At 63.9% G+C, this 18,689-nt stretch carries 18 protein-coding genes; 14 read left to right on the top strand and 4 right to left on the bottom strand.

Annotation, left to right across the window (positions count from 1 at the left end):
- Window positions 1–6: 6 nt before the first annotated feature.
- A complete protein-coding gene (locus DNA98_RS12955) occupies window positions 7–561 on the bottom strand; it encodes a hypothetical protein (RefSeq protein WP_129865669.1) in 555 nt (184 codons plus the stop codon).
- A gap of 302 nt (window positions 562–863) precedes the next feature.
- Between DNA98_RS12955 and DNA98_RS12945 the strand changes: the two genes are divergently transcribed.
- Complete coding sequence (locus DNA98_RS12945) at window positions 864–1,217, top strand: hypothetical protein (protein ID WP_129865670.1); 354 nt, start codon at window positions 864–866, stop codon at window positions 1,215–1,217.
- On the top strand, window positions 1,214–1,627 hold the full coding sequence (locus DNA98_RS12940) for a hypothetical protein (protein WP_129865671.1): 414 nt from the start codon (window positions 1,214–1,216) through the stop codon (window positions 1,625–1,627). The genes DNA98_RS12945 and DNA98_RS12940 overlap by 4 nt, the downstream gene beginning before the upstream one ends.
- Before the next feature lie 50 nt (window positions 1,628–1,677).
- Here DNA98_RS12940 and DNA98_RS12935 read toward each other — a convergent pair whose 3' ends face one another.
- Window positions 1,678–2,754 carry a DNA polymerase III subunit beta gene (locus tag DNA98_RS12935; RefSeq protein ID WP_110531381.1) on the bottom strand — a complete coding sequence of 359 codons (1,077 nt, stop codon included), beginning with the start codon at window positions 2,752–2,754 and terminating at the stop codon, window positions 1,678–1,680.
- Between the two features lie 237 nt (window positions 2,755–2,991).
- Entirely contained in the window at window positions 2,992–4,041 is a 1,050-nt protein-coding gene (locus tag DNA98_RS12930; protein ID WP_110531379.1) for a S1C family serine protease, read from the bottom strand.
- Window positions 4,042–4,166: 125 nt separating this feature from the next.
- On the opposite strand from DNA98_RS12930, the gene trpS reads away from it, so the two are divergent.
- The 3 genes from trpS to DNA98_RS12915 all read left to right on the top strand — a co-directional run bounded on the left by trpS (window position 4,167) and on the right by DNA98_RS12915 (window position 7,325).
- A complete protein-coding gene (gene trpS, locus DNA98_RS12925) occupies window positions 4,167–5,186 on the top strand; it encodes a tryptophan--tRNA ligase (protein ID WP_110531534.1) in 1,020 nt (339 codons plus the stop codon).
- 148 nt (window positions 5,187–5,334) lie between these two features.
- Window positions 5,335–6,069 carry a chromosome segregation protein ScpA gene (locus DNA98_RS12920; protein WP_110531377.1) on the top strand — a complete coding sequence of 245 codons (735 nt, stop codon included), beginning with the start codon at window positions 5,335–5,337 and terminating at the stop codon, window positions 6,067–6,069.
- A gap of 62 nt (window positions 6,070–6,131) precedes the next feature.
- Window positions 6,132–7,325 carry a thiolase family protein gene (locus DNA98_RS12915; protein ID WP_110531375.1) on the top strand — a complete coding sequence of 398 codons (1,194 nt, stop codon included), beginning with the start codon at window positions 6,132–6,134 and terminating at the stop codon, window positions 7,323–7,325.
- 109 nt (window positions 7,326–7,434) lie between these two features.
- Here DNA98_RS12915 and DNA98_RS12910 read toward each other — a convergent pair whose 3' ends face one another.
- Entirely contained in the window at window positions 7,435–8,433 is a 999-nt protein-coding gene (locus DNA98_RS12910) for a M23 family metallopeptidase (RefSeq protein ID WP_110531373.1), read from the bottom strand.
- Between the two features lie 96 nt (window positions 8,434–8,529).
- Between DNA98_RS12910 and aroQ the strand changes: the two genes are divergently transcribed.
- The 9 genes from aroQ (at window position 8,530) to cutA (ending at window position 18,669) form a co-directional block, all read left to right on the top strand.
- Window positions 8,530–8,970 (top strand): type II 3-dehydroquinate dehydratase, encoded by a 441-nt coding sequence (gene aroQ, locus DNA98_RS12905; protein ID WP_110531371.1) that lies wholly within the window; start codon window positions 8,530–8,532, stop codon window positions 8,968–8,970.
- Between the two features lie 91 nt (window positions 8,971–9,061).
- Window positions 9,062–10,276 carry a DUF1800 family protein gene (locus DNA98_RS12900; protein ID WP_110531369.1) on the top strand — a complete coding sequence of 405 codons (1,215 nt, stop codon included), beginning with the start codon at window positions 9,062–9,064 and terminating at the stop codon, window positions 10,274–10,276.
- A gap of 9 nt (window positions 10,277–10,285) precedes the next feature.
- The gene (locus DNA98_RS12895; RefSeq protein ID WP_110531367.1) at window positions 10,286–11,458 is read left to right on the top strand and encodes a DUF1501 domain-containing protein; all 1,173 of its coding nucleotides are present in this window, start codon (window positions 10,286–10,288) and stop codon (window positions 11,456–11,458) included.
- Between the two features lie 186 nt (window positions 11,459–11,644).
- Window positions 11,645–14,062 carry a DNA gyrase subunit A gene (gene gyrA, locus DNA98_RS12890; RefSeq protein WP_110531365.1) on the top strand — a complete coding sequence of 806 codons (2,418 nt, stop codon included), beginning with the start codon at window positions 11,645–11,647 and terminating at the stop codon, window positions 14,060–14,062.
- 97 nt (window positions 14,063–14,159) lie between these two features.
- A complete protein-coding gene (locus DNA98_RS12885) occupies window positions 14,160–15,017 on the top strand; it encodes an SDR family oxidoreductase (protein WP_110531363.1) in 858 nt (285 codons plus the stop codon).
- 262 nt (window positions 15,018–15,279) lie between these two features.
- Window positions 15,280–16,209: a phosphogluconate dehydrogenase (NAD(+)-dependent, decarboxylating) gene (gnd, locus tag DNA98_RS12880; protein ID WP_233493207.1), complete on the top strand. Its 930-nt coding sequence runs from the start codon at window positions 15,280–15,282 to the stop codon at window positions 16,207–16,209.
- Window positions 16,210–16,302: 93 nt separating this feature from the next.
- Window positions 16,303–17,676 carry a glucose-6-phosphate dehydrogenase gene (gene zwf, locus DNA98_RS12875; protein ID WP_110531361.1) on the top strand — a complete coding sequence of 458 codons (1,374 nt, stop codon included), beginning with the start codon at window positions 16,303–16,305 and terminating at the stop codon, window positions 17,674–17,676.
- A 22-nt stretch (window positions 17,677–17,698) separates the two neighbouring features.
- On the top strand, window positions 17,699–18,355 hold the full coding sequence (pgl, locus tag DNA98_RS12870) for a 6-phosphogluconolactonase (RefSeq protein WP_110531359.1): 657 nt from the start codon (window positions 17,699–17,701) through the stop codon (window positions 18,353–18,355).
- The gene (cutA, locus tag DNA98_RS12865) at window positions 18,352–18,669 is read left to right on the top strand and encodes a divalent-cation tolerance protein CutA (protein WP_110531357.1); all 318 of its coding nucleotides are present in this window, start codon (window positions 18,352–18,354) and stop codon (window positions 18,667–18,669) included. Before pgl ends, cutA begins: the two co-directional genes overlap by 4 nt.
- Window positions 18,670–18,689: the final 20 nt, after the last annotated feature.

The following is an 18,689-nucleotide window of genomic DNA, read 5'->3' as shown; positions in this document are numbered from 1 at the left end:
CTCCTTTCAGGCCACCCGGCGCACCGTCTTGCGCGTGGCGTACTCCGGGAACAACCGGGCGGCCAGGCGCATGAACGACAGCCCGTACTCGGTGGGGCCGCCATAGAAAAACAGCGGCGGGTGCTGCCAGCGAGCCCGATGGTTCGTCGCTATGGCCGCCTCTCCTGGGGTGAGCTGGGAAAGCGGCACCTCCCGCCCATCCTCCAGGCGCACCAGTACGACCCGCCTGCTCCGCTCGAACCACTCCCGGATCGTTATCCGATCCTTGGTCGCCATCTCGTTCAGCGCCGCCAAGTAGCCGCTTTGGGGGAGCAGCAGATCGCGCTCGGCGTAGCGGAAAATCCAGCCCGAGGGCCGCGCCATCTGTACGCTGGCCCGGAGCGTTCCGCCGCTTGAGGCGTTCTCATCCAGCGGGGCGGGCGGGCGCAGCAGGGCCTTCGCCATCTGGACGACCAGGCCCTCCGGGACATAGGGCGATTCCGAGGCGTACACCTCTATATCGCCCGCCGGATAGGCATATAGCGCGACCCGCATCGGGGAAAGCAGATAAAACGCCAGCACCGCTACCCCCTCAGAGGACGACGCGCCCATCCCGGACGACGCTCCCCACCACCACCAGCTCCAGCGTGGCCCACCTGGCCCCACACTCCAGGCAACGCCGCCCCCGCCGGAGCACCCCCGGCATCCCATCCTCCCCCGTAACCTTTTTCGCGTGGCGAGAGGATACGGTGCGTTCCCCGCCGCAGAGTGGGCAGGGGAATGTCCCCGAACGCTTCAGTTCGTTATCCAGCGTAGCCTCCATCAGCTCAAAGTATAGAGCTATAGCGGCTGACTGCTAAAGTTTTTGATATACTAAGAGTTGTATGGACAGAGCGACTGCCGCCGATAAGCTGTGCGCTCGCCCGCAAGCATTGCTGCGGGGATGGGTGCGTGATCTCGTCCAACGAGACGATAGCCGCCTGGAGGAAGCCCTGCAAAAGGCCCACCGGGCGCTGCTCGACTGCTATGCCTGGAAAGAGGGGCGCTGGGTAGGGATTGTGGAGCGCTACAATCCCCAGGGGCGCGCCGAGAAAGCGGCGCTGGCCGCCGCGCTGTACGGGGGCTCCATCATCTACTCGGAGTTCACGCGGCTGATCGGCCAGGGGCTGCGGCCCCCGATGATACGCGATATGTTCGCGCTGGCCCTCGGCGAGGCGAGGGCGCTGGAGGGGAAATGATGGTAAAGGCCGATGCGCAAATGTTCGCCCGCCTGGCGGAGGCCGCCCCTGGGGCTGTCAGCGAGTCGATGTCCAGCTATATCCGTAACGGGCGGCGCTGGCCTCGGCAGAGCATCGAGGCTATGGCCCGCGCGCGGGGGATGGAGCCGGTGGACCTGCTGGCGTGGGCCGTTGAGGCCAAGTGCACATGGCAAGGGCGCGGGCTAAGGCAGTTCCTCGCCGGGCTGGCGGAATACGCCCTCGGCCTCGAATCGCACGGCCTGGCCTACGCCACCCCCTACCAGTGGCGCAGCTACAGCAACATCCCCAGGTACAGCAGCCTGCTCAAACTGGCCCGAAGCGCCGGGCACAGCGGCGTGGCCGAACTGATCAAGGCGGTGCTGGAGGGGCCGGAGCCCCAGCCCCGCTGACCGAGGGCAAACCAGCGCGCCCCCTAGGGAAACCTAGGGGGCGCTTCTATTCAGGGGTTGAGGATTGGGGCTATCACCCCCAGATACCTCGCATCCTCCAGCGCCTCCACCGCAATCGGGCTCCTCGGGTCGGATATTTTGATCCGGGCCATGCCCTCGATGCAGGAGAGGGCATCGTAGAGGTACACCGCGTTCAGCGATAGGGCCAGCGGCTCGCCCCGGTAGGTGTCCAGCGGAACCTCATCCCGCCCCTCGCCGTAGTCCCCAGCGCCACGAACCTCCAGGCGCTGCTCGGAAAAGCTCAGATCGATCCGGCGGTTGTCCTGCGGCGAGAGCAGGGAAACGCGCCGGATAGCCTGGATCAGCGCCCTGGGGTCCACGATGGCCTCGGCCACATAGCTCTTGGGGATGGCGTTCTCAACGTTGGGCAGCCCCTGCCCCATCGGGGTGAGCGCCAGGCGCACCGCCTCCCCGATGACGGCCAGACGCCCGCCGTGGAGCTGAAGGGTGGCCGCCCCATCCTGGGTGGATAGGATGCCCAAAGCAGCATCCAGGGGCTTCAGCGGGAGCATGGCTTTCCCGTTCAGCGGGCCATCCACGCCCAGGTCGTAGCGGGCCAGGCGGTAGCCATCCGAGGCCACCGCCCGCAGGTTGCCGGGGGAGAACTCTAGCTGCACCCCCCGGAAATGGGGCCGGTTCACACCGCCCACGGCATGGCGCACGCAGCGGATGGCCCGCCCCAGCTCGGCGATGGGGACCACGACGCCGCCCTCGGCTTCAATGGGGGGCTCATCGTAATCGACGATGAGCCCGTTGAGGCTCGCTCGATACCCGCCAGTCCCAAACTTGAGGCCGGATGGCCCCACCTCGACCTCGACGGCCTCGCCCGGCGCTACACTCACCATCTGGGCGAGCGCCGCAGTGTTGACAGAGGTAGTCACCCGCGATTCGGTGCGGGCCTCCGGGAAGCAGAGCTGAACGTCCAGCCCATGCCCGCTCTGGTATAGCCACAGCCCATCGGGGGACGTCTGGATGGTGGTCATCGACAGCGAGGCGGGGATTTTGGCCAGGTGGCCTAGTACGGCGGATAGTTTGGCTTTGGGTAGGGAGATTCTGGCATTCGGCATAGTAGTTCTCCGATGTTTAGTGTATAAAGAGCTGCGCCGGTACAGCAAAATGCGCTATCTTGAGGGCGGTCGCGTAACCACTGAGCGAAGAGCTATCGGAGAAATGCTGTGCTGCACGGTGCTTGTAGGGGGCTGGGTTCATGTCACGATTCAGGGTCGTGTACCCCTACGGGTGTGCAGGTTCAAGTCCTGTTCCCGGCACCAAAAACTCCCCCTACCCGGGGGAGTTGGTTTTTGCTATCGGCTGGCCTGGCTTGGATTGGGACCCAGAACGATCGGAATGTGTTCTACCTTGCCGCTGGTTCGCCAAACGGTGAGGGTGACCGTATCTCCTACCTCTTTGGCCCGCACCAGCGCAGCGAACTCGTTAGCGGTAAAGACCCTATGCCCATCGACCTCGAGGATGATATCCCCTACCCTACCCACTACCTGCCCGTCGCGCGTGAAGGCCAGGGTAGTGGGCTCGAGCCCCGCCCGCTCGGCGGCGCTCCCCGGGAGCACCCGTGAGAAGATTACCCCGGGTGGCACATCAAGGCCCAACTCCTGGATGTCTTGGGCGCTTAGCTCGGCCAGATTCAGCCCCACATAGGGCCAGCTTCGTTTGGCCCCAGTCTTGAGCTCACCGATGCGTTTTTCGAGGCCGACCAGGGGAGCCCCGTAGCTCGAGAAGCCGTTCTCGTCGCGGCCAATCGCCACCGCAACGGCCACCACTTTCCCTTGGTCGTTGAGGATCGGCCCGCCCGAATCTCCCGGCGCCAGCCGCATGGTTGAAGCCACCAGCCCGGCGGGGAAGAAAGGAGAAAGGTTGCGGTCCAGTTGCGTCACCACGCCGGGTCGGGGGGCCAGAAAATCGCCCCGGGAATTCCCAATGCAAAGCACCAGGTCGCGCAGCTGCAAGGCCCGCTGGGTCTCGAGCTCGAGGAAGGTCACCGGTCGGTTCGGCTGAACCTTGAGGATAGCCAGGTCTCGAGGTTCGTCGTAGCCCACTACCTCGGCCCGCAGTAGCGCACCTCCGGCGGTGCGCACGTTGAGCAGCTCGGCCCCCTCCACTACGTGATAGGCGGTCATTACGTAACCGTCGCCGGTGATAAAAAATCCCGAGCCAATTCCCTCGGGAATGGTCTCGATGCGTACCGCGGCGGCGCGGGCTTGCTGGTATACCTTCTCCACGCTGGCTTGAATCTGCTGGGCACTCAGGGGAATCTGCGCGCGTTGCTGTGCCTCAATTCCTATCGCCCACAGCGCCAGGTAGACGGCCACCAGCCCCCACATCAAGCCACGTCGCATACCGACCACTTTAGCGAATGGAGGGTTGAGGGTCGGGGTCTATGGCACACTTTGCCACAGGAATTCCTTGCGCGTGCAAAACGAATCTTTTGCGTATGGAGTTCGGCTTTTGGTATCTTGATCCGGTGAAACGCGTGCTTTCGGGTATTCAACCCACCGGAGAGATCCACATCGGCAACTGGCTGGGGGCGATTGTCAACTACGTCGATTTGGGGAAAAAACTAGGCCGTGAAGCCCTGTACTGCATCGTGGACTACCACGCCATGACCAACCCTTTGGCCTACGAAAAGGAACTCCTCGCCCAGCGCACTTTTGAAGCCGCCCTGGTCAATATAGCTGCCGGGCTCGACCCCGAGCACGTCACCTTATTTGTCCAGTCCCACGTCCCTGAGCATACCGAGCTCTCCTGGGTTTTCACCAACCTCACGCCGGTGGGGGACCTCCAACGCATGACCCAGTACAAGGACAAAGCCGCCAAGCTCGAATCGGTAGGGGCTGGGCTTTTGATGTATCCGGTGTTACAGGCGGCGGACATCATGATCTACAAAGCCGACACCGTACCGGTGGGCGAAGACCAGCTGCAACACCTCGAGCTTGCGCGCGAGATCGCCCGCCGCTTCAATGCCCTCTTCGGGGAGACGTTCCCGGAGCCCAACGCCTATTTGAACCCCCATGCCCCTCGGGTTCCTGGGATTGACGGCAAGGCCAAGATGAGCAAATCAGCGGGGAACACCATCGGCCTTTTGGAAGATCCCAAGTCGGTGTGGGAGAAGATCCGCCTGTTGCCCGACGACCCCGCCCGCCTCCGCCTGGCCGACCCCGGCGATCCTGAACGCAGCGTGGTCTTCAAGTTCTTGCCCTACTTCGCCCCCAAAGAGATGGTCGAGGTGCTCAAGGAAGAACATCGCCGGGCCGGGATCGGCACCTTGGCCATCAAGCAGATCCTCTTTGAGCAGTACATGAAGGCTACCCAGCCCATCCGCGCAAAAGCCGAGTGGCTAAGACAAAACCCCGACTACGTGCTGGACAGCCTCGAGGACGGAGCTCGCCGAGCCCGCCAAATCGCCCAAGCCACCATGGAGGAGGTACGGGAAAAGATCGGGCTGCTGCGGTTTCCCTCTAAACAGCAGGTGAATAGGGTTTGATGGCCCGCTCGGGGTACTTGGTGTACTGGCAACTTGTCCTCACGTCGCGGTGGAGCATCCGCCCCGGGCAGAAAAGTATTACAGCCGCCGCCTCGCTGGGGCTCGGGTGGGGCGTCCTGGCAGGAGCGATATCGGGTATGGTTTGGGCGTGAACGCGCTTTCCGGCTCCCCTTTCATCCACCTGGAGTTCCCTGGCTTTGCCGGGAGCGCCCTCGAGCTGACCCAGGCCGTCAAAAATGGACGCCTATCGGCCGCGGAGCTGCCGGTGCTGCTTCTGGTCGAGCAGGCCATGGCCCAGGTTGAATCCCGAGCCTTGCTCGAGCGCAGCGAGCTGCTCCCGATCCTGGCGGAGCTGCTGCTATTCAAGCTGCGCTCGTTCACCCGGCATCCTAAGCCCACCCCCGAGGAGATCTGGGAGGAAGCCGAGGCCCAGGCTGGCTTCCTGGAGACTTTGGTGGCTCTGGAAGAGGCGGTGGCCTTCCTCGAGCGGAGGGCCCGCGAACGCGAACGCGTCCTGCCGGTTTCACCGCCCCCACTGCCCAAGGACCGGCGGCTGCGCAAGCTACCGCTGGAGCGCCTTCTGGAAGCAGCCCGCCCCTTTGTCCGGCGGGTTGAGCTGGCGTTGGAACAGGAGACCTTTGGTCTGCGCGAGGCCTGGGAGCGGATAGGAAGCTTCTTGCGGCAGGTGCGCCGGAGCGTGTTCCGCCAGTTGCCTCTTACCACCTGGGCCGAGCAGACCGTGGGGTTTGCCGCCTTGCTCGAGGCCAAGCGGCAAGGAGAGGTAGAGCTATATCAGGAGCGGAATTTCAGCGAGCTGGAAATCAGCCTGAGCAAAACCCAAAAACGAACTGCCCTGGGGGGGTTTCTTCCGCCCGGCTCCTAGATCCCGTAGCATAGGTATCAGGTTTAGCTTGTCACGCTGAGGTTCGCAGCAGAGGAGGCAACATGCGTGAAGTGTTCGTGGTTTCCGCGGTTCGCAGCCCGATTGGCAAGTTTGGCGGGGCGCTCAAGGACTTTTCCCCCATGGACTTGGGAGCGCACGCGATGCGGGCGGCCTTAGAAAAAGGTCGTGTCCAGGGCTCTGATCTCGATCTGTATATCTTTGGCCAGGTGCTAAGGGCCGGGCACGGACAACTCCCCCCCCGCCAAGCCGCCTTCCAGGCGGGCATCCCAGCCAGCGTAGACGGTTACGCGGTGGACATGGTCTGCGCCTCGGGAATGCAAGCCGTGGCCAATGGGGCCCTGGCGGTCCAAAGTGGGCAAGCCGAGCTGGTGTTGGTGGGAGGAATGGAGAGCATGAGCCAGAGCGGGTTTTACCTCTCTCACCGGGCGCGCTGGGGATACAAGTACCTGGCCGGGGCCCCGGAGCAACTCCAAGACATCCTCCAGCGGGACGGCCTTTCCGATCCCTTCACCGCGGAGGCTATGGGGGAGCAGGCCGAGCGGCTGGCGGCGGAGTTCGGGGTGAGCCGCGCCGAGCTCGACGCGGTGGCCTTGGAGTCTCACCGGCGCGCGGCCAGAGCTCAAGAGGCGGGGCATTTCCGCGCAGAGATCGCCCCCATGGAAATCAAGACCCGTAGGGGAACAGAGCTGCTGGACAAGGATGAAGGGGTCCGCCCGGACACCACGCTCGAGTCGTTGAGCTCCCTGCGACCGGCTTTCAAGCAGGGCGGAACGCTCACGGCCGGCAACGCCTCACAAATCTCCGACGGGGCGGCGGCCTTGCTCTTGGCCAGCGGCGAAGCCGTGGAGCGGCACGGCCTAAAGCCGATCGCCCGCCTTCTGGGGTCGGCCTGGGCGGCGGGCGAGCCCTGGCGCTTCCCTGAAGCGCCTATCCCGGCGGTGAAGAAGCTGCTAAGCAGGTTGAAGTTGGAGATCGCCGACTTCGACTTCTTTGAGAACAACGAGGCCTTTGCCCTCAACAATATCCTGTTCCACCGCTTGCTGGGCGTGCCGATGGAGCGGCTCAACGTGCATGGCGGGGCCATCGCCATCGGCCACCCCATCGGAGCCAGCGGGGCACGCATCCTCGTCACCTTGATCCACGCTCTGCACACCCACCGCAAGCACCGGGGCTTAGCCGCGATCTGCCACGGCACCGGGGGCTCGGTGGCCCTGGCTATAGAGGCGCTCTCCTAAAACCGTCGTGCGCTTCAAGTTTTGCGTCCGACGCAACCCGGTACTTTTGGGCCGCGCTGGGCGGGATGCTCTGGGCACCGGCCAGAGGCGGCGGCGCGTCCGCGACGCTTTAGGGCGCACTCCAATACCACGGGGCGGGGTTGGTCGGCACACCCCGAACGCGGATCTCGAAGTGGGCATGGGGGCCGTTGGAAAGGCCGGTATTGCCGGAGAGTCCGATGAGGTCGCCGGCCTTGACCACCTGCCCCGGCCTGACCAGGATCTTCGAGAGATGCCAAAATCCGCTGCACACCCCATCGCCGTGATCGATGGTCACCCCGTTGCCGCGCACGAATAAAGGTTCGGCCAGCCCCACCACCCCGGCAGCGGGGGCGCGCACCGGCGTGCCCACCGGAACCCCGTAGTCGATCCCTTCGTGGAAGGAGTAGGTTGCTCCTTTGTCGTAGCTGCGACGGGTACCGAAAGGATCGGTGACGCGGTTGGAGCCCACCGGCTTGCGCCAGTTGCCTTGCCACTGCTGGGGGCGATCCCAGTCGCAAGACCCTACCACTTTCTCCCGCTCGGTCCGCAGTTTCTCCGGTTGCAGCAAGGCCGCGCGGTCGGGGGGAAGCTGCAAGATGTAGCGGCTGAAGCTCCCGGCCACGACCCGGATGTCTAAGCGCAGGGCATAGCCCTCAAGCGAGAGCGAGGCCGGGTAAACCCCCGGGTCTTGTAGGGCCGGGATCGGTAGGAGAACCCGGTTCTGCTGGACCGGGTAGTCCGCGCCCAGGAAGCGCACCCGACCGTTCACGGGCAGGGCTGCGATCAGGCGAATCACCGCCACGTTGCCCTGGACGGTCTGGCGGGGCCACTCGAGCGCCTCGATGGGCGCAGGAAGATCGGTACGGCGGTTCACCGCGGGGGCGCTGGGTTGACCGCCCAACCGGAGCACCTGGCCCACCCGGATCTGGCTCGGGTCGGCTAGGTTGTTAAGGGCCTGCAAAGCTTCCACGGTGGTGCCATGGCGCTGGGCGATGGAAAACAGGGTGTCTCCACGCTGCACCGTGTAGGTGCCCTGGGCAAAAGCCAAGGCCAACCACCCGGCGAGAGCGATCAAAGATGGGCGCACATCGCCAAAATACTACGAACTTCCCGCGACGTAGGTGCTAGAAGTCCCACGACGCCAGCGCCTAATCCAGTTAGGATAGAGCCTAAAGAGGACGCTATGGTGCTGATATTGAACGGGCCGAACCTCAACATGCTGGGCCGCCGCGAGCCGGAGATTTACGGGCGCACCACCCTCGAGGAGCTAGAGGAGCTCTGCGAAGCCTGGGGGGCGGAGCTGGGACTAGGGGTGGTCAACCGCCAGTCCAACTACGAAGGCCAGCTCGTGGAGTGGGTCCAGGGAGCCGAGGCCGAGGGGTTCATGGCCATTCTCCTCAATCCGGGAGCCCTCACCCACTACTCGGTGGCCCTTCTGGACGCCATCCGATCCCAGCCCCTCCCGGTGGTCGAGGTGCACCTCTCCAACATCCACGCCCGCGAGGAGTTCCGACGGCACTCGGTCACGGCCCAAGCCGCCCGGGGGCTGGTCTCGGGCTTCGGCCCCCTCTCCTACAAGATGGCCTTGAGCTACTTGGCGGAGGTGCTCGAGGTAGGCCCCTAACCTAGGGCGGCGTCTTAAGTTTGGCTTAAGCCAAAGGCGCTGACCCGGTTCAGGAACTCCCTGGATCCTGTTGGCGGAAAGGAGTATCGGCATGGCCCGACCGATCAGCTATCCAGAGGCAACCCACCTGCTCCGCCGCGCGGCGGCCCGCGGGCGCAAAGAGGAGGCGCAAAGGCTCGTCGAGATGGGCCTCGAGGCCGCGGTGGACTCGCTTTTGCAAGACCCCGCGCCCGCCCCTCCCTACCGCACCGCCGCCACCACCAACGAAAAGGGGCTGCAACACCGGCAGATGATCGGCCTGTGGCTTTCCCACTGGCTCACCACCCCCACCCCCGCGGCCGAGCGGCTGGTGCTCTTCTGGCACGGACACCTCACCTCGGAGTTTCGCGAGACCCAAGGGGCCCAGGGCATAGATTTCTGGAACCAGTTCGCCATCTTTCGGCAGTTCGGCTATGGCCCTTATGGCGAACTGCTCAAGGCGATCGCCAAAAATCCGGCGATGCTTTTGTACCTCAACAACGCCGAGAGCAAAAAGGAGCACCCCAACGAAAACTGGGCCAGAGAGCTGATGGAACTCTACACCATCGGCCCAGGGCACTACACCGAGCAGGACATCCGCGAATCCGCTCGAGCCTTCACCGGCTGGACGGTGCGCATCCCTCCCGGGGCGCCCAAGGGAAGGGACCGCGACCCCAACGTGGGGCTCGAGTACGTGTTCAACCCCCGCTGGCACGACCCGGGGAGCAAAACCTTCTTGGGCCGGCAGATCAACAGCGGCGACGAGGTGCTGGAGATCCTCATCGCCCACCCCGAGACCTATCGTTTTGTAGGGCGCAAGCTGCTGGCCTTTTACCTCAACCCCAACCCCCCTCAACCCCTGGTGGAGGAGGCCGCCAAGGTCTTGCGGGACGGGGGAACCCGCGAGATGCTGCGCTGGCTGTTCACCCGCGAGGAGTTCTACGCCCCCGAAAACCGCTCCTCCATCGTCAAGAGCCCCGTCGAATATTTGGTGGGGCTGCACTACGCGGCGGGAGAGCGCAAGCCCACCCTGGGCCAAAAAGAGGACGACAAGGCCCTCGCGCGGGTGTTCGGCGCGCTGGCCGCGATGGGGCAGATCCCCTTCGACCCACCTACCGTCAAAGGCTGGGAGGGGGGGATGAGCTGGTTGGCGGAGTCGCCGCTTCTGGTGCGGCTTAACCTGATCAGCGCCTTTGCTGGTCGCGAGAAGACGTTAGACCTCGAGGTCTTCATGGATGGCGCTTCCGGGGCGCTCTCGCTGGTAAAACCCGAGGCGCAACTGCTGTAGGAGAGGTGTATGGACAGGCGCGAGTTCATCAAAAAATCCCTGCTCACGCTGGCTCTGGGACAGGCTGCCCCCTCGCTGCTCTCGAAGAGCGCCCTGGCCGCGCAGTCCAAGGACAAGATCCTGGTGGTGGTCAACCTCTTTGGCGGCAACGACCAGCTCAACACCCTGGTGCCCTTCAAAAACGACCTCTACTACCGGCTGCGGCCCAACATCGCCATCCGGCGCGAGAGTGTGCTGGACCTGGGCCAAAACGGCCAAAACCTGGGCCTCCACCCCGAGCTGCGCCCTTTGATGAGCATGTGGGATCAGGGGAATCTGGCCCTCATCCCCCAGGTGGGCTACCCCAACCCCAACCGCAGCCACTTCATCTCCACCTCGATCTGGCACACCGCCGACCCCACCCGTAAGGAGGAGACCGGCTGGCTGGGGCGCTGGGGGGATCTTCAGGAGGACCCTTTCTGCGATACCTTTATCGGCAACGCCTCGCCCCAAGCGGTCAGCGGCCACAAACATACCGCCCCCGCCATCTCCGGGGTGGACAGCTTTACCCTGCGCATGCCGGGGCTTTTGGAGGAAGCGCTCGAGCGGGAACTGGCCCGGCCCCGCTCCGGCCCCGCCGAGGGGGTGCGCCAGGCCATGCTCAGCCTGCGCGGGGCGTTGGACAAAATCGGTAGGATCCGCGCTTACAGCAACAAAGCCCAGTACCCCGACCACCCCTTTGGCAAGGCCATGGCCGACGTGGCCCGGATGATCGCCGGGGGGCTGGGTTCTTCCGTCTACTACACTACCCTGGGCGGTTGGGACACCCATGCAGCGCAGCCGGTGCGGCAACAGGCGCTGCTAGGCTACCTAGCCCAAACGCTAAACGCCTTCCGCCAGGACATGCGGGCCCTAGGCCGCGATCAGGACGTGATGATCATGGTCTTCAGCGAGTTTGGGCGGCAGGTGGCGGAAAACGCTTCCTACGGCACCGACCACGGGCAGGGCGGGCTGATGCTGGTCATGGGCGGGGGGGTCAAAGGTGGGCTCTACGGCTCCGAACCCGATCTGGAGAACCTCGAGCTCAACGCCCTCAAGTACCAAACCGACTTCCGCAACGTCTACGCGGCCTCGCTCCGCTGGATTCAGGCCGATGTGCAGAAGGTGTTGGGCGCCGATTTCCAACCCCTGAGCTTGATCTGAAACCCAACCCCACCCCGAGGGCGCTCCCGCGGCGCCCTCGGGCCGCGCCAGATTATGTTTTTGACGTAAAACCCCTCCTGCGGTATAATGCTTTAGTTAGGCAATAAGCGCTTCCCAGCGCTTTTTTTCTGCGCCCGCAGAGCGCTCGAGCCAAACCGGAGCAACCTTATCCCAGCAGGAGAGCGAATGTCCCAAGTCCTACCCATCGAGATCACCGAGGAAGTCAAGCAAAGCTTCATCAACTACGCCATGTCCACCATCGTGGACCGGGCCCTGCCCGACGTGCGCGACGGCCTCAAGCCGGTGCAGCGGCGCATTCTCTACGCCGCGCTGCAGGAGGGCCTAATCCCTACCCGCAAGCACTCCAAGAGCGCCGGCATTGTGGGGGAGGTGATGAAGAAATACCACCCCCACGGCGACGCCGCCATCTACGACACCCTGGCCCGGCTGGCCCAACCCTGGAACCAGCGCTATCCCTTGATCGATGGCCAGGGGAACTTCGGCTCGGTAGACGGCGACCCCCCTGCGGCCCAGCGCTATACCGAGGCCCGGCTCTCGAGCGTGGGCTACGAGATGCTGCGGGACATCGACAAGGAGACCGTCAGCTTCTACCCTAACTACGACGGCACCGCCCTTCAACCGGAGGTACTGCCCGCCGCCGTCCCCAACCTGCTGGTCAACGGATCAACGGGGATCGCAGTAGGCATGGCCACCAGCATCCCCCCGCACAACCTGGGCGAGGTCATCGATGCGCTGGTGGCCCTCATCGACCAACCCGGGCTTTCCCTCGACGAGATCATGAAGCTGTTGCCGGGCCCGGACTTCCCCACCGGGGCCCGGCTTTCACGCAAGGGCATCCGCGAGGCCTACGCCAGCGGGCGAGGCAGCCTGAAAGTCCGGGCCAAAGTGCGCAACGAGGATAAGAACGGGCGGGCCATGCTGGTCTTTACCGAGATCCCCTACCAGGTGAACAAGGCCGACCTGATCGCCCAGATCGCCGGATTGGTCAAGAACAAAGTCATCGAGGAGATCGCCGCCTTGCGCGATGAGTCCGATCGCCAAGGGATGCGCATCGCCGTCGAGCTGAAGCGCGGGGCCAATCCCCAGGTGGTGCTCAACAAGCTCTACAAGCACAGCCGCCTCCAGGCTAGCTTTACGGTAAACCTGCTGGCCATCGTAAACGGCGAACCCAAGGTGCTAAGCCTGCCGGAGCTGCTGCGCCACTACCTGAACCACCGCCGAGAGGTGGTGTACCGACGCACCCAATACGAGCTCTCCGAGGCCCAAAAACGGGCTCATGTCCTGGAAGGATTGCTGATCGCGCTCGACCACATCGACGAGGTCATCGCGCTGATCCGCGCTTCGGCGGATGCCAACGAAGCCCGAAGCGGGCTGATCGCCCGTTTTGCGCTGAGCGAGGTACAGGCCCAGGCCATCTTGGATATGCGATTGCAGCGGCTGGTGGGCCTCGAGCGCGAGAAATTACAGGAGGAATACCGCGAGCTTCAGGAGACCATCGCCCACCTCACCGCCATCTTGGAGGACGAAGGGCGGCTGTGGGGGGTAGTCAAGGAAGAACTTCTGGAGATCAAGCACAAATACGGCGACGCCCGGCGTACCCAGCTCACCGAGTTTGAAGAGGGCTTTAACCCCGAAGACCTCATCGAGGATGAGCCGATGGTGATCACCCTGACCAGCCAGGGCTTCTTGAAGCGCACTCCGCTCGAGGCGTACCGCGCTCAGGGTCGCGGCGGAATGGGCGCCCAAGCCGGGAAGCCCAAGGAAGAAGATGAGGCGGTACAGGTTTTCGTAGCCTCGATGCACGACGACCTGCTCTTCTTCACCAACCGGGGCCGGGTTTATCGCGAAAAGGTCTTCGAGCTACCCGAGGCTAGCCGCCAGGCCCGAGGAACCCACGTGGTCAGCATGCTCCCTTTGGTCGAGGGAGAGGAGGTGGCGGCGCTGCTGGGCGTGCGTAGCCTGAGTGAAGCGGGCTACTTCGTCTTCGCTACCCGCCAGGGGCTCATCAAACGCACCGAGATTCGGGAATACCAAAACCTTTCTGCCGCGGGCCTCATCGCCATCAACCTGCTGGAAAACGACACCCTGATCGGGGTAGGGATCGCTCAGGAGGGCGAGCAGGTTATGCTGGCCACCGCGCACGGCCAAGCCATCCGCTTTGACCTTGAGGACGTGCGGGCCACCGGGCGGGCCAGCCAGGGCGTGACCGGCATCCGCTTCAAGGACCAGGGCGACCAGGTGGTCTCGCTGGTGATCCTGCCCCGAGGCTACGCAGGCGAGGTGCTGGCGGTGGGGACCAAGGGCTACGGCAAGCGCACTAGCGTGGCCGAGTACCCGGTGCAGGGCCGGGGAGGGCAGGGCGTCATTACCTTCAAGATCACCGACAAGGTGGGCCACCTCGCCGCGCTGATGCGGGTGGAAGGTGATGAGGACCTGCTGGTGCTTTCGCGGCGGGGCATCGCTATCCGCACCAAAGTCGGCAGCATCTCGCTGTATGGACGGCCCACCAGCGGGGTCAAGATCATGAACCTGGCCGAAGACGACGAAGTGGCCTCGGCCTTCGTGATCCGGCCACAAGACTAGACGGCGGTCTGGCCACGACAGAACGAGCCATGCGGGAGTGGTATCGTTTGGCCTACGCCGTAGGGCGTGAGGGACTCCGAACATTAGGAGGGTGCGCATGTTTGAGCCAGGTTTACTCAAAGATAAGGTGATCCTCGTGACGGGCGGCGGCACCGGGCTGGGCCGCTCGATGAGCACCCGGTTTTTGCAGCTTGGGGCTCGGGTCGCCATCACCAGCCGCCGATCCGAGGTGATCGAGCAAGCGGCCCAGGAGATGATGGCCGAGACCGGCGGCGAGGTTTTTGCCACGCCGGTGGACGTGCGCGATCCGGAGGGGGTCACGCGCATGATCAACGCGGTGGAAGAGCGCTTCGGCCGGGTGGACGTGCTGGTCAACAACGCCGCCGGGAACTTCATCTCCCCCACCGAACGCCTCTCCCACCGGGCGGTGGATGCGGTGCTGGGGATTGTGCTGCACGGGACGTTTTACTGCACCCTCGAGCTAGGCAAACGCTGGATCGCCCGAGGGCAGCGGGGCTCCGTCCTCAACATCGCTACCACCTACGCCGAGCGCGGCTCGGGCTACGTGGTACCCTCGGCGGTGGCCAAAGCCGGGGTGGTCGCCATGACCCGCTCGCTGGCGGCGGAGTGGGGCAAGTACGGGATTCGCCTCAACGCCATCGCCCCCGGCCCCTTCCCCACCGAGGGCGCCTGGACCCGGCTGATGCCCACCCCGGAGATCGAACGCCTCTTCGCGCAACGGATCCCGCTCAGGCGTATGGGGGATCACCTCGAGCTAGCCAACCTCGCTGCCTACCTGGTCTCCGACTACGCGGGCTTTATCACCGGAGACTTAATCTATATTGACGGCGGCGAGAGTGCTTGGAACGCAGGTGAGTTCAACGTGCTGGATGCGGTGACCCCTGAGCAGTGGGATGCGCTCGAGGCTATGCGGAAAAAAGCGGATCGAGCCTGACTCTCCAAGCCCCCTGCCTTTGCGGCAGGTCCGTGGCGCCATAAGAAAGCCTCTTGATGGGTTCTGCTACCCGAAAGAGCACCTACATGGGCTTTCAACTGGCCCTTGGCGGGACGCTACCCCCCCTACGGCCGGCGCAACAAATACCTCGGGGGAGGTTCATACTCCACACCAAAGGCTCTTCTGCGCTTCGCTTGGGTGGGGTATAGACAGCGTGTTACGTTTCTTTAGCCTTTTGCGCTTTTGCCTTAGACTCGAGGGCATGGAGAAGGAAGCAGCGATGGAACTGGCGATCATCGGTCTGGGCAGAATGGGCGGGAACATGGCCCGCCGTCTGGTGCGTTCAGGGGTGCGGGTAGTGGGCTGGAACCGCAGCCAAGACGTAGTACGCGAGATTGCCGCGGAGGGCATGGTGCCAGCAGAAAGCCTGGAAGCCCTACCCGCGCTCCTAAAAGCCCCCCGGCTGGTCTGGGTGATGCTCCCCGCGGGGGAGGTAACCGAGCAAACCCTACAGCAGCTCTCCAAGCTCCTCTCCCCCGGCGACCTCATCGTAGACGGTGGGAACGCCAACTACAAAGACTCCCAGCGGCGCGGGAAGTGGCTCGAGCAACAGGGCTTCCTCTTTGCCGACGTGGGGGTCTCGGGCGGGGTGTGGGGGCTCCAGAACGGCTACGGCTTGATGGCGGGAGGAAGTCCCGCAGCCCGCACGCGGCTCGAGCCCTTCCTCAAACTTCTAGCCCCCGCGCCGGACAGGGGCTGGGTTTGGGCTGGGCCAACCGGGGCCGGACACTTCGCCAAGATGGTGCACAACGGTATCGAGTACGGGATGATGCAAGCCTTGGCGGAAGGCCTGGCGATCATCCGCAAAAAGAAGGAGTTTGCTACCAATCTGGCAGAACTCACCGAGGCCTGGCGTTACGGCACGGTGATTCGTAGCTGGTTGCTAGACCTCACCGCCGCAGCGCTGGCCGAGGATCAGGATTTGGAGGGGATCGCCCCGGTAGTGGCGGATTCGGGAGAAGGCCGCTGGACGGTGATGGAGGCGGTCGAACTGGGCGTGCCAGCCCCGGTCATCACCGAAGCCCTCTATGCCCGCTTCAACAGCCAGGATCAGGAAGGCTATGCCTATAAACTCCTCGCCATGATGCGCAAAGGCTTTGGCGGACACGCCGTACAAAAAGCAGAAAGCTGAGCGCGGTATGAGCAAGGCCGAACGCAAGGCCCAAGCTATGCTCCACCGGGTAGCCCCTGAGGCTTTAGGCCTTGCGCAGTCCGGAGGGCTTTTATGGTTGATCTGGTCATCTTTGGCGCGACCGGGGACCTTACCCGGCGCAAGCTGTTGCCCGCTTTGTATCAGCTCGAGGCCGCCCAAAAACTCCCCGAGGGCCTAAGGATCATCGGGGTCGGACGAAAGCCGGTGGAGCCTGGGCTGTTCCGCGAACAAGCTCGGCAGAGCCTGGAGAAGTTCGAGGGCAGGGTCGATCCGGGGGTATGGGACCGGCTTTCGGGGCGGATTGGTTACGAGGTCTCGGACTACTCGGGGGAAAGCCTGCGGGCCATGGGCCACCGGCTGGCCCCCTCGGTGCTGTTCTACTTGGCCTTGCCCCCCGACGTCTTCCCTACCGTAGCCGCCAATTTGGGTCAGGCCGGGCTCTCTAAGGAAAACGGAGGGTTCCGCCGGCTGGTGATCGAAAAGCCTTTCGGACACGACCTCGCCAGCGCCCTCGAGCTGCAAAACCAGCTCCTTCAACACTGGAACGAAACCCAGATCCTGCGCATCGACCACTACCTGGGTAAAGAGACGGTGCAGAACGTGCTGGTGTTCCGCTTCGCCAACGCTTGGCTCGAGCCGCTGTGGAATAACCTGCACATCGCCCAGGTCCAGATCACCGTGGCCGAAGAGATCGGGGTGGAGGGGCGGGGCGAGTTCTACGACAAGGTGGGGGCGGTGCGAGATATTTTGCAAAACCACATGATGCAGCTCCTCACGCTCTCCGCCCTCGAGCCGCCCCCCAAGATCGAGGCCGACCTGTTGCACAACGAAAAGGTCAAGGTGCTGCGTTCGATCCGGCCTTTGAGCCGGGAAAACTTGGTGCGGGGCCAGTACGTGGGCTATCTGGAAGAAGCGGGGCTCGAGTCCTCCTCCACCGAAACCTTCGCTGCCCTTAAGCTCTACCTGGACAACTGGCGCTGGAAGGGGGTGCCCTTTTACTTGCGCACCGGCAAACGGTTGGCCAGAAAGCACACCGAGGTGGCCCTGCAGTTCAAAGGCCCACCCCAGCGGCTTTTCGAGGACACCGACTGCAACCCCGAACCGGGCTGGCTGGTACTCGAGGTTCAGCCCCAGGAGGGCATGCACATCGACGTGGAAGTCAAGACTCCAGGATTGCAGCTCTCCTCCCGCAGAACTTCGCTCAGGGCTTCGTACCGTTCGAAGGGCCTGGAAGAGCTTTCAGCTTACGCCACTTTGATCCTCGACGCCCTAAATGGTGACCGCTCGCTTTTTCTTCGCTTCGACGAGGTGGAATGGGCCTGGCGGGTGCTGGAGCCGGTGTTGCGGCCAGTAGACCCCCCCGAGCTATACGCCCCCGGCAGCATCGGCCCCCACAATCAGTTCAGCTTGCTCGAGGACGGCCATCGCTGGCGCAGGCTGGGTTAGCCCTTGCAGTAAACTTTAGCTGATGAACCACCCCCCGTTGCTGGAGGTTTTCGACACCCCCGAATCCGCCGCCAGGGCCGCTGCCCGTTTGCTAGCCGAACGCCTATCCGCCGGAGGCCGCGCGGTGCTGGCCGGGGGACAAACCCCGCTTCTGGCCTATACCCTCTTCGGCAAGGCCGACCTCCTGTGGCACCGCTTGCAGCTCATCCCCTCCGATGAGCGCTGCTTGCCCCCAGAGCATCCCGAGCGCAACGACCGAGCCATCGCCGCAGCTTTAGGCGCGAAAAACTATACCCTGCACCGCTTCCCGGCAGAGCTAGGCCCGGAAGAAGCCGCTGGGCAAATGGAGCAGACCGTGCGCGAACTGCTGCCTTTCGACTTGGCCTTGTTGGGCCTGGGTGAGGACGGACACACCGCAAGCTTATTCCCTGACCACCCCGCCCTGGCCTCCACCCGCTTGGTGGTCCCGGTTCGCGGCGCACCAAAAGCCCCACCCGAACGGGTCAGCCTGGGGCTAGCGGCCCTCTCACAAAGCGCTACCGTGATCTACCTGGTCACCGGAGCAGCCAAGCAAAAAGCCCTCCAAAGCCTACTCCGCGGCGAAGATATCCCCGCCAACCGCATCCAAGCCGCAGAGGTCATGGTTTTTGCGGATCGAGCCGCAAGGGGAGAAGCATGAGCCTGGTGGTTTTGGTCACCGTTCCCGACCTCGAGACCGCCCGCCACATCGGGCGAACCTTGGTCGAAGAACAGCTGGCGGCCTGCGCCAACATCATACCGGGGCTCGTCTCCATCTATCGCTGGGAGGGCGAGATCAACGAAGACCCGGAGTTGCTGCTGCTCCTCAAAACCCGCCCCGAGCGCTACGAGGAACTGGAGGGCAGGGTCAAGCAACTCCACCCCTATACCCTGCCCGAGATCATCGCCTTACCAATCCAGCACGGCTCGATAGACTATCTACGCTGGATCGCAAAGAGCCTCGCGCTGGAATGAATCGCCCCAAGCCTCTCCCT

This window comes from Meiothermus sp. Pnk-1 (assembly GCF_003226535.1).
Classification (GTDB): Bacteria; Deinococcota; Deinococci; order Deinococcales; family Thermaceae; genus Allomeiothermus.
The sequence above is the reverse complement of the archived record's forward strand: the minus strand, read 5'-3'. Positions and strand labels throughout refer to the sequence as shown.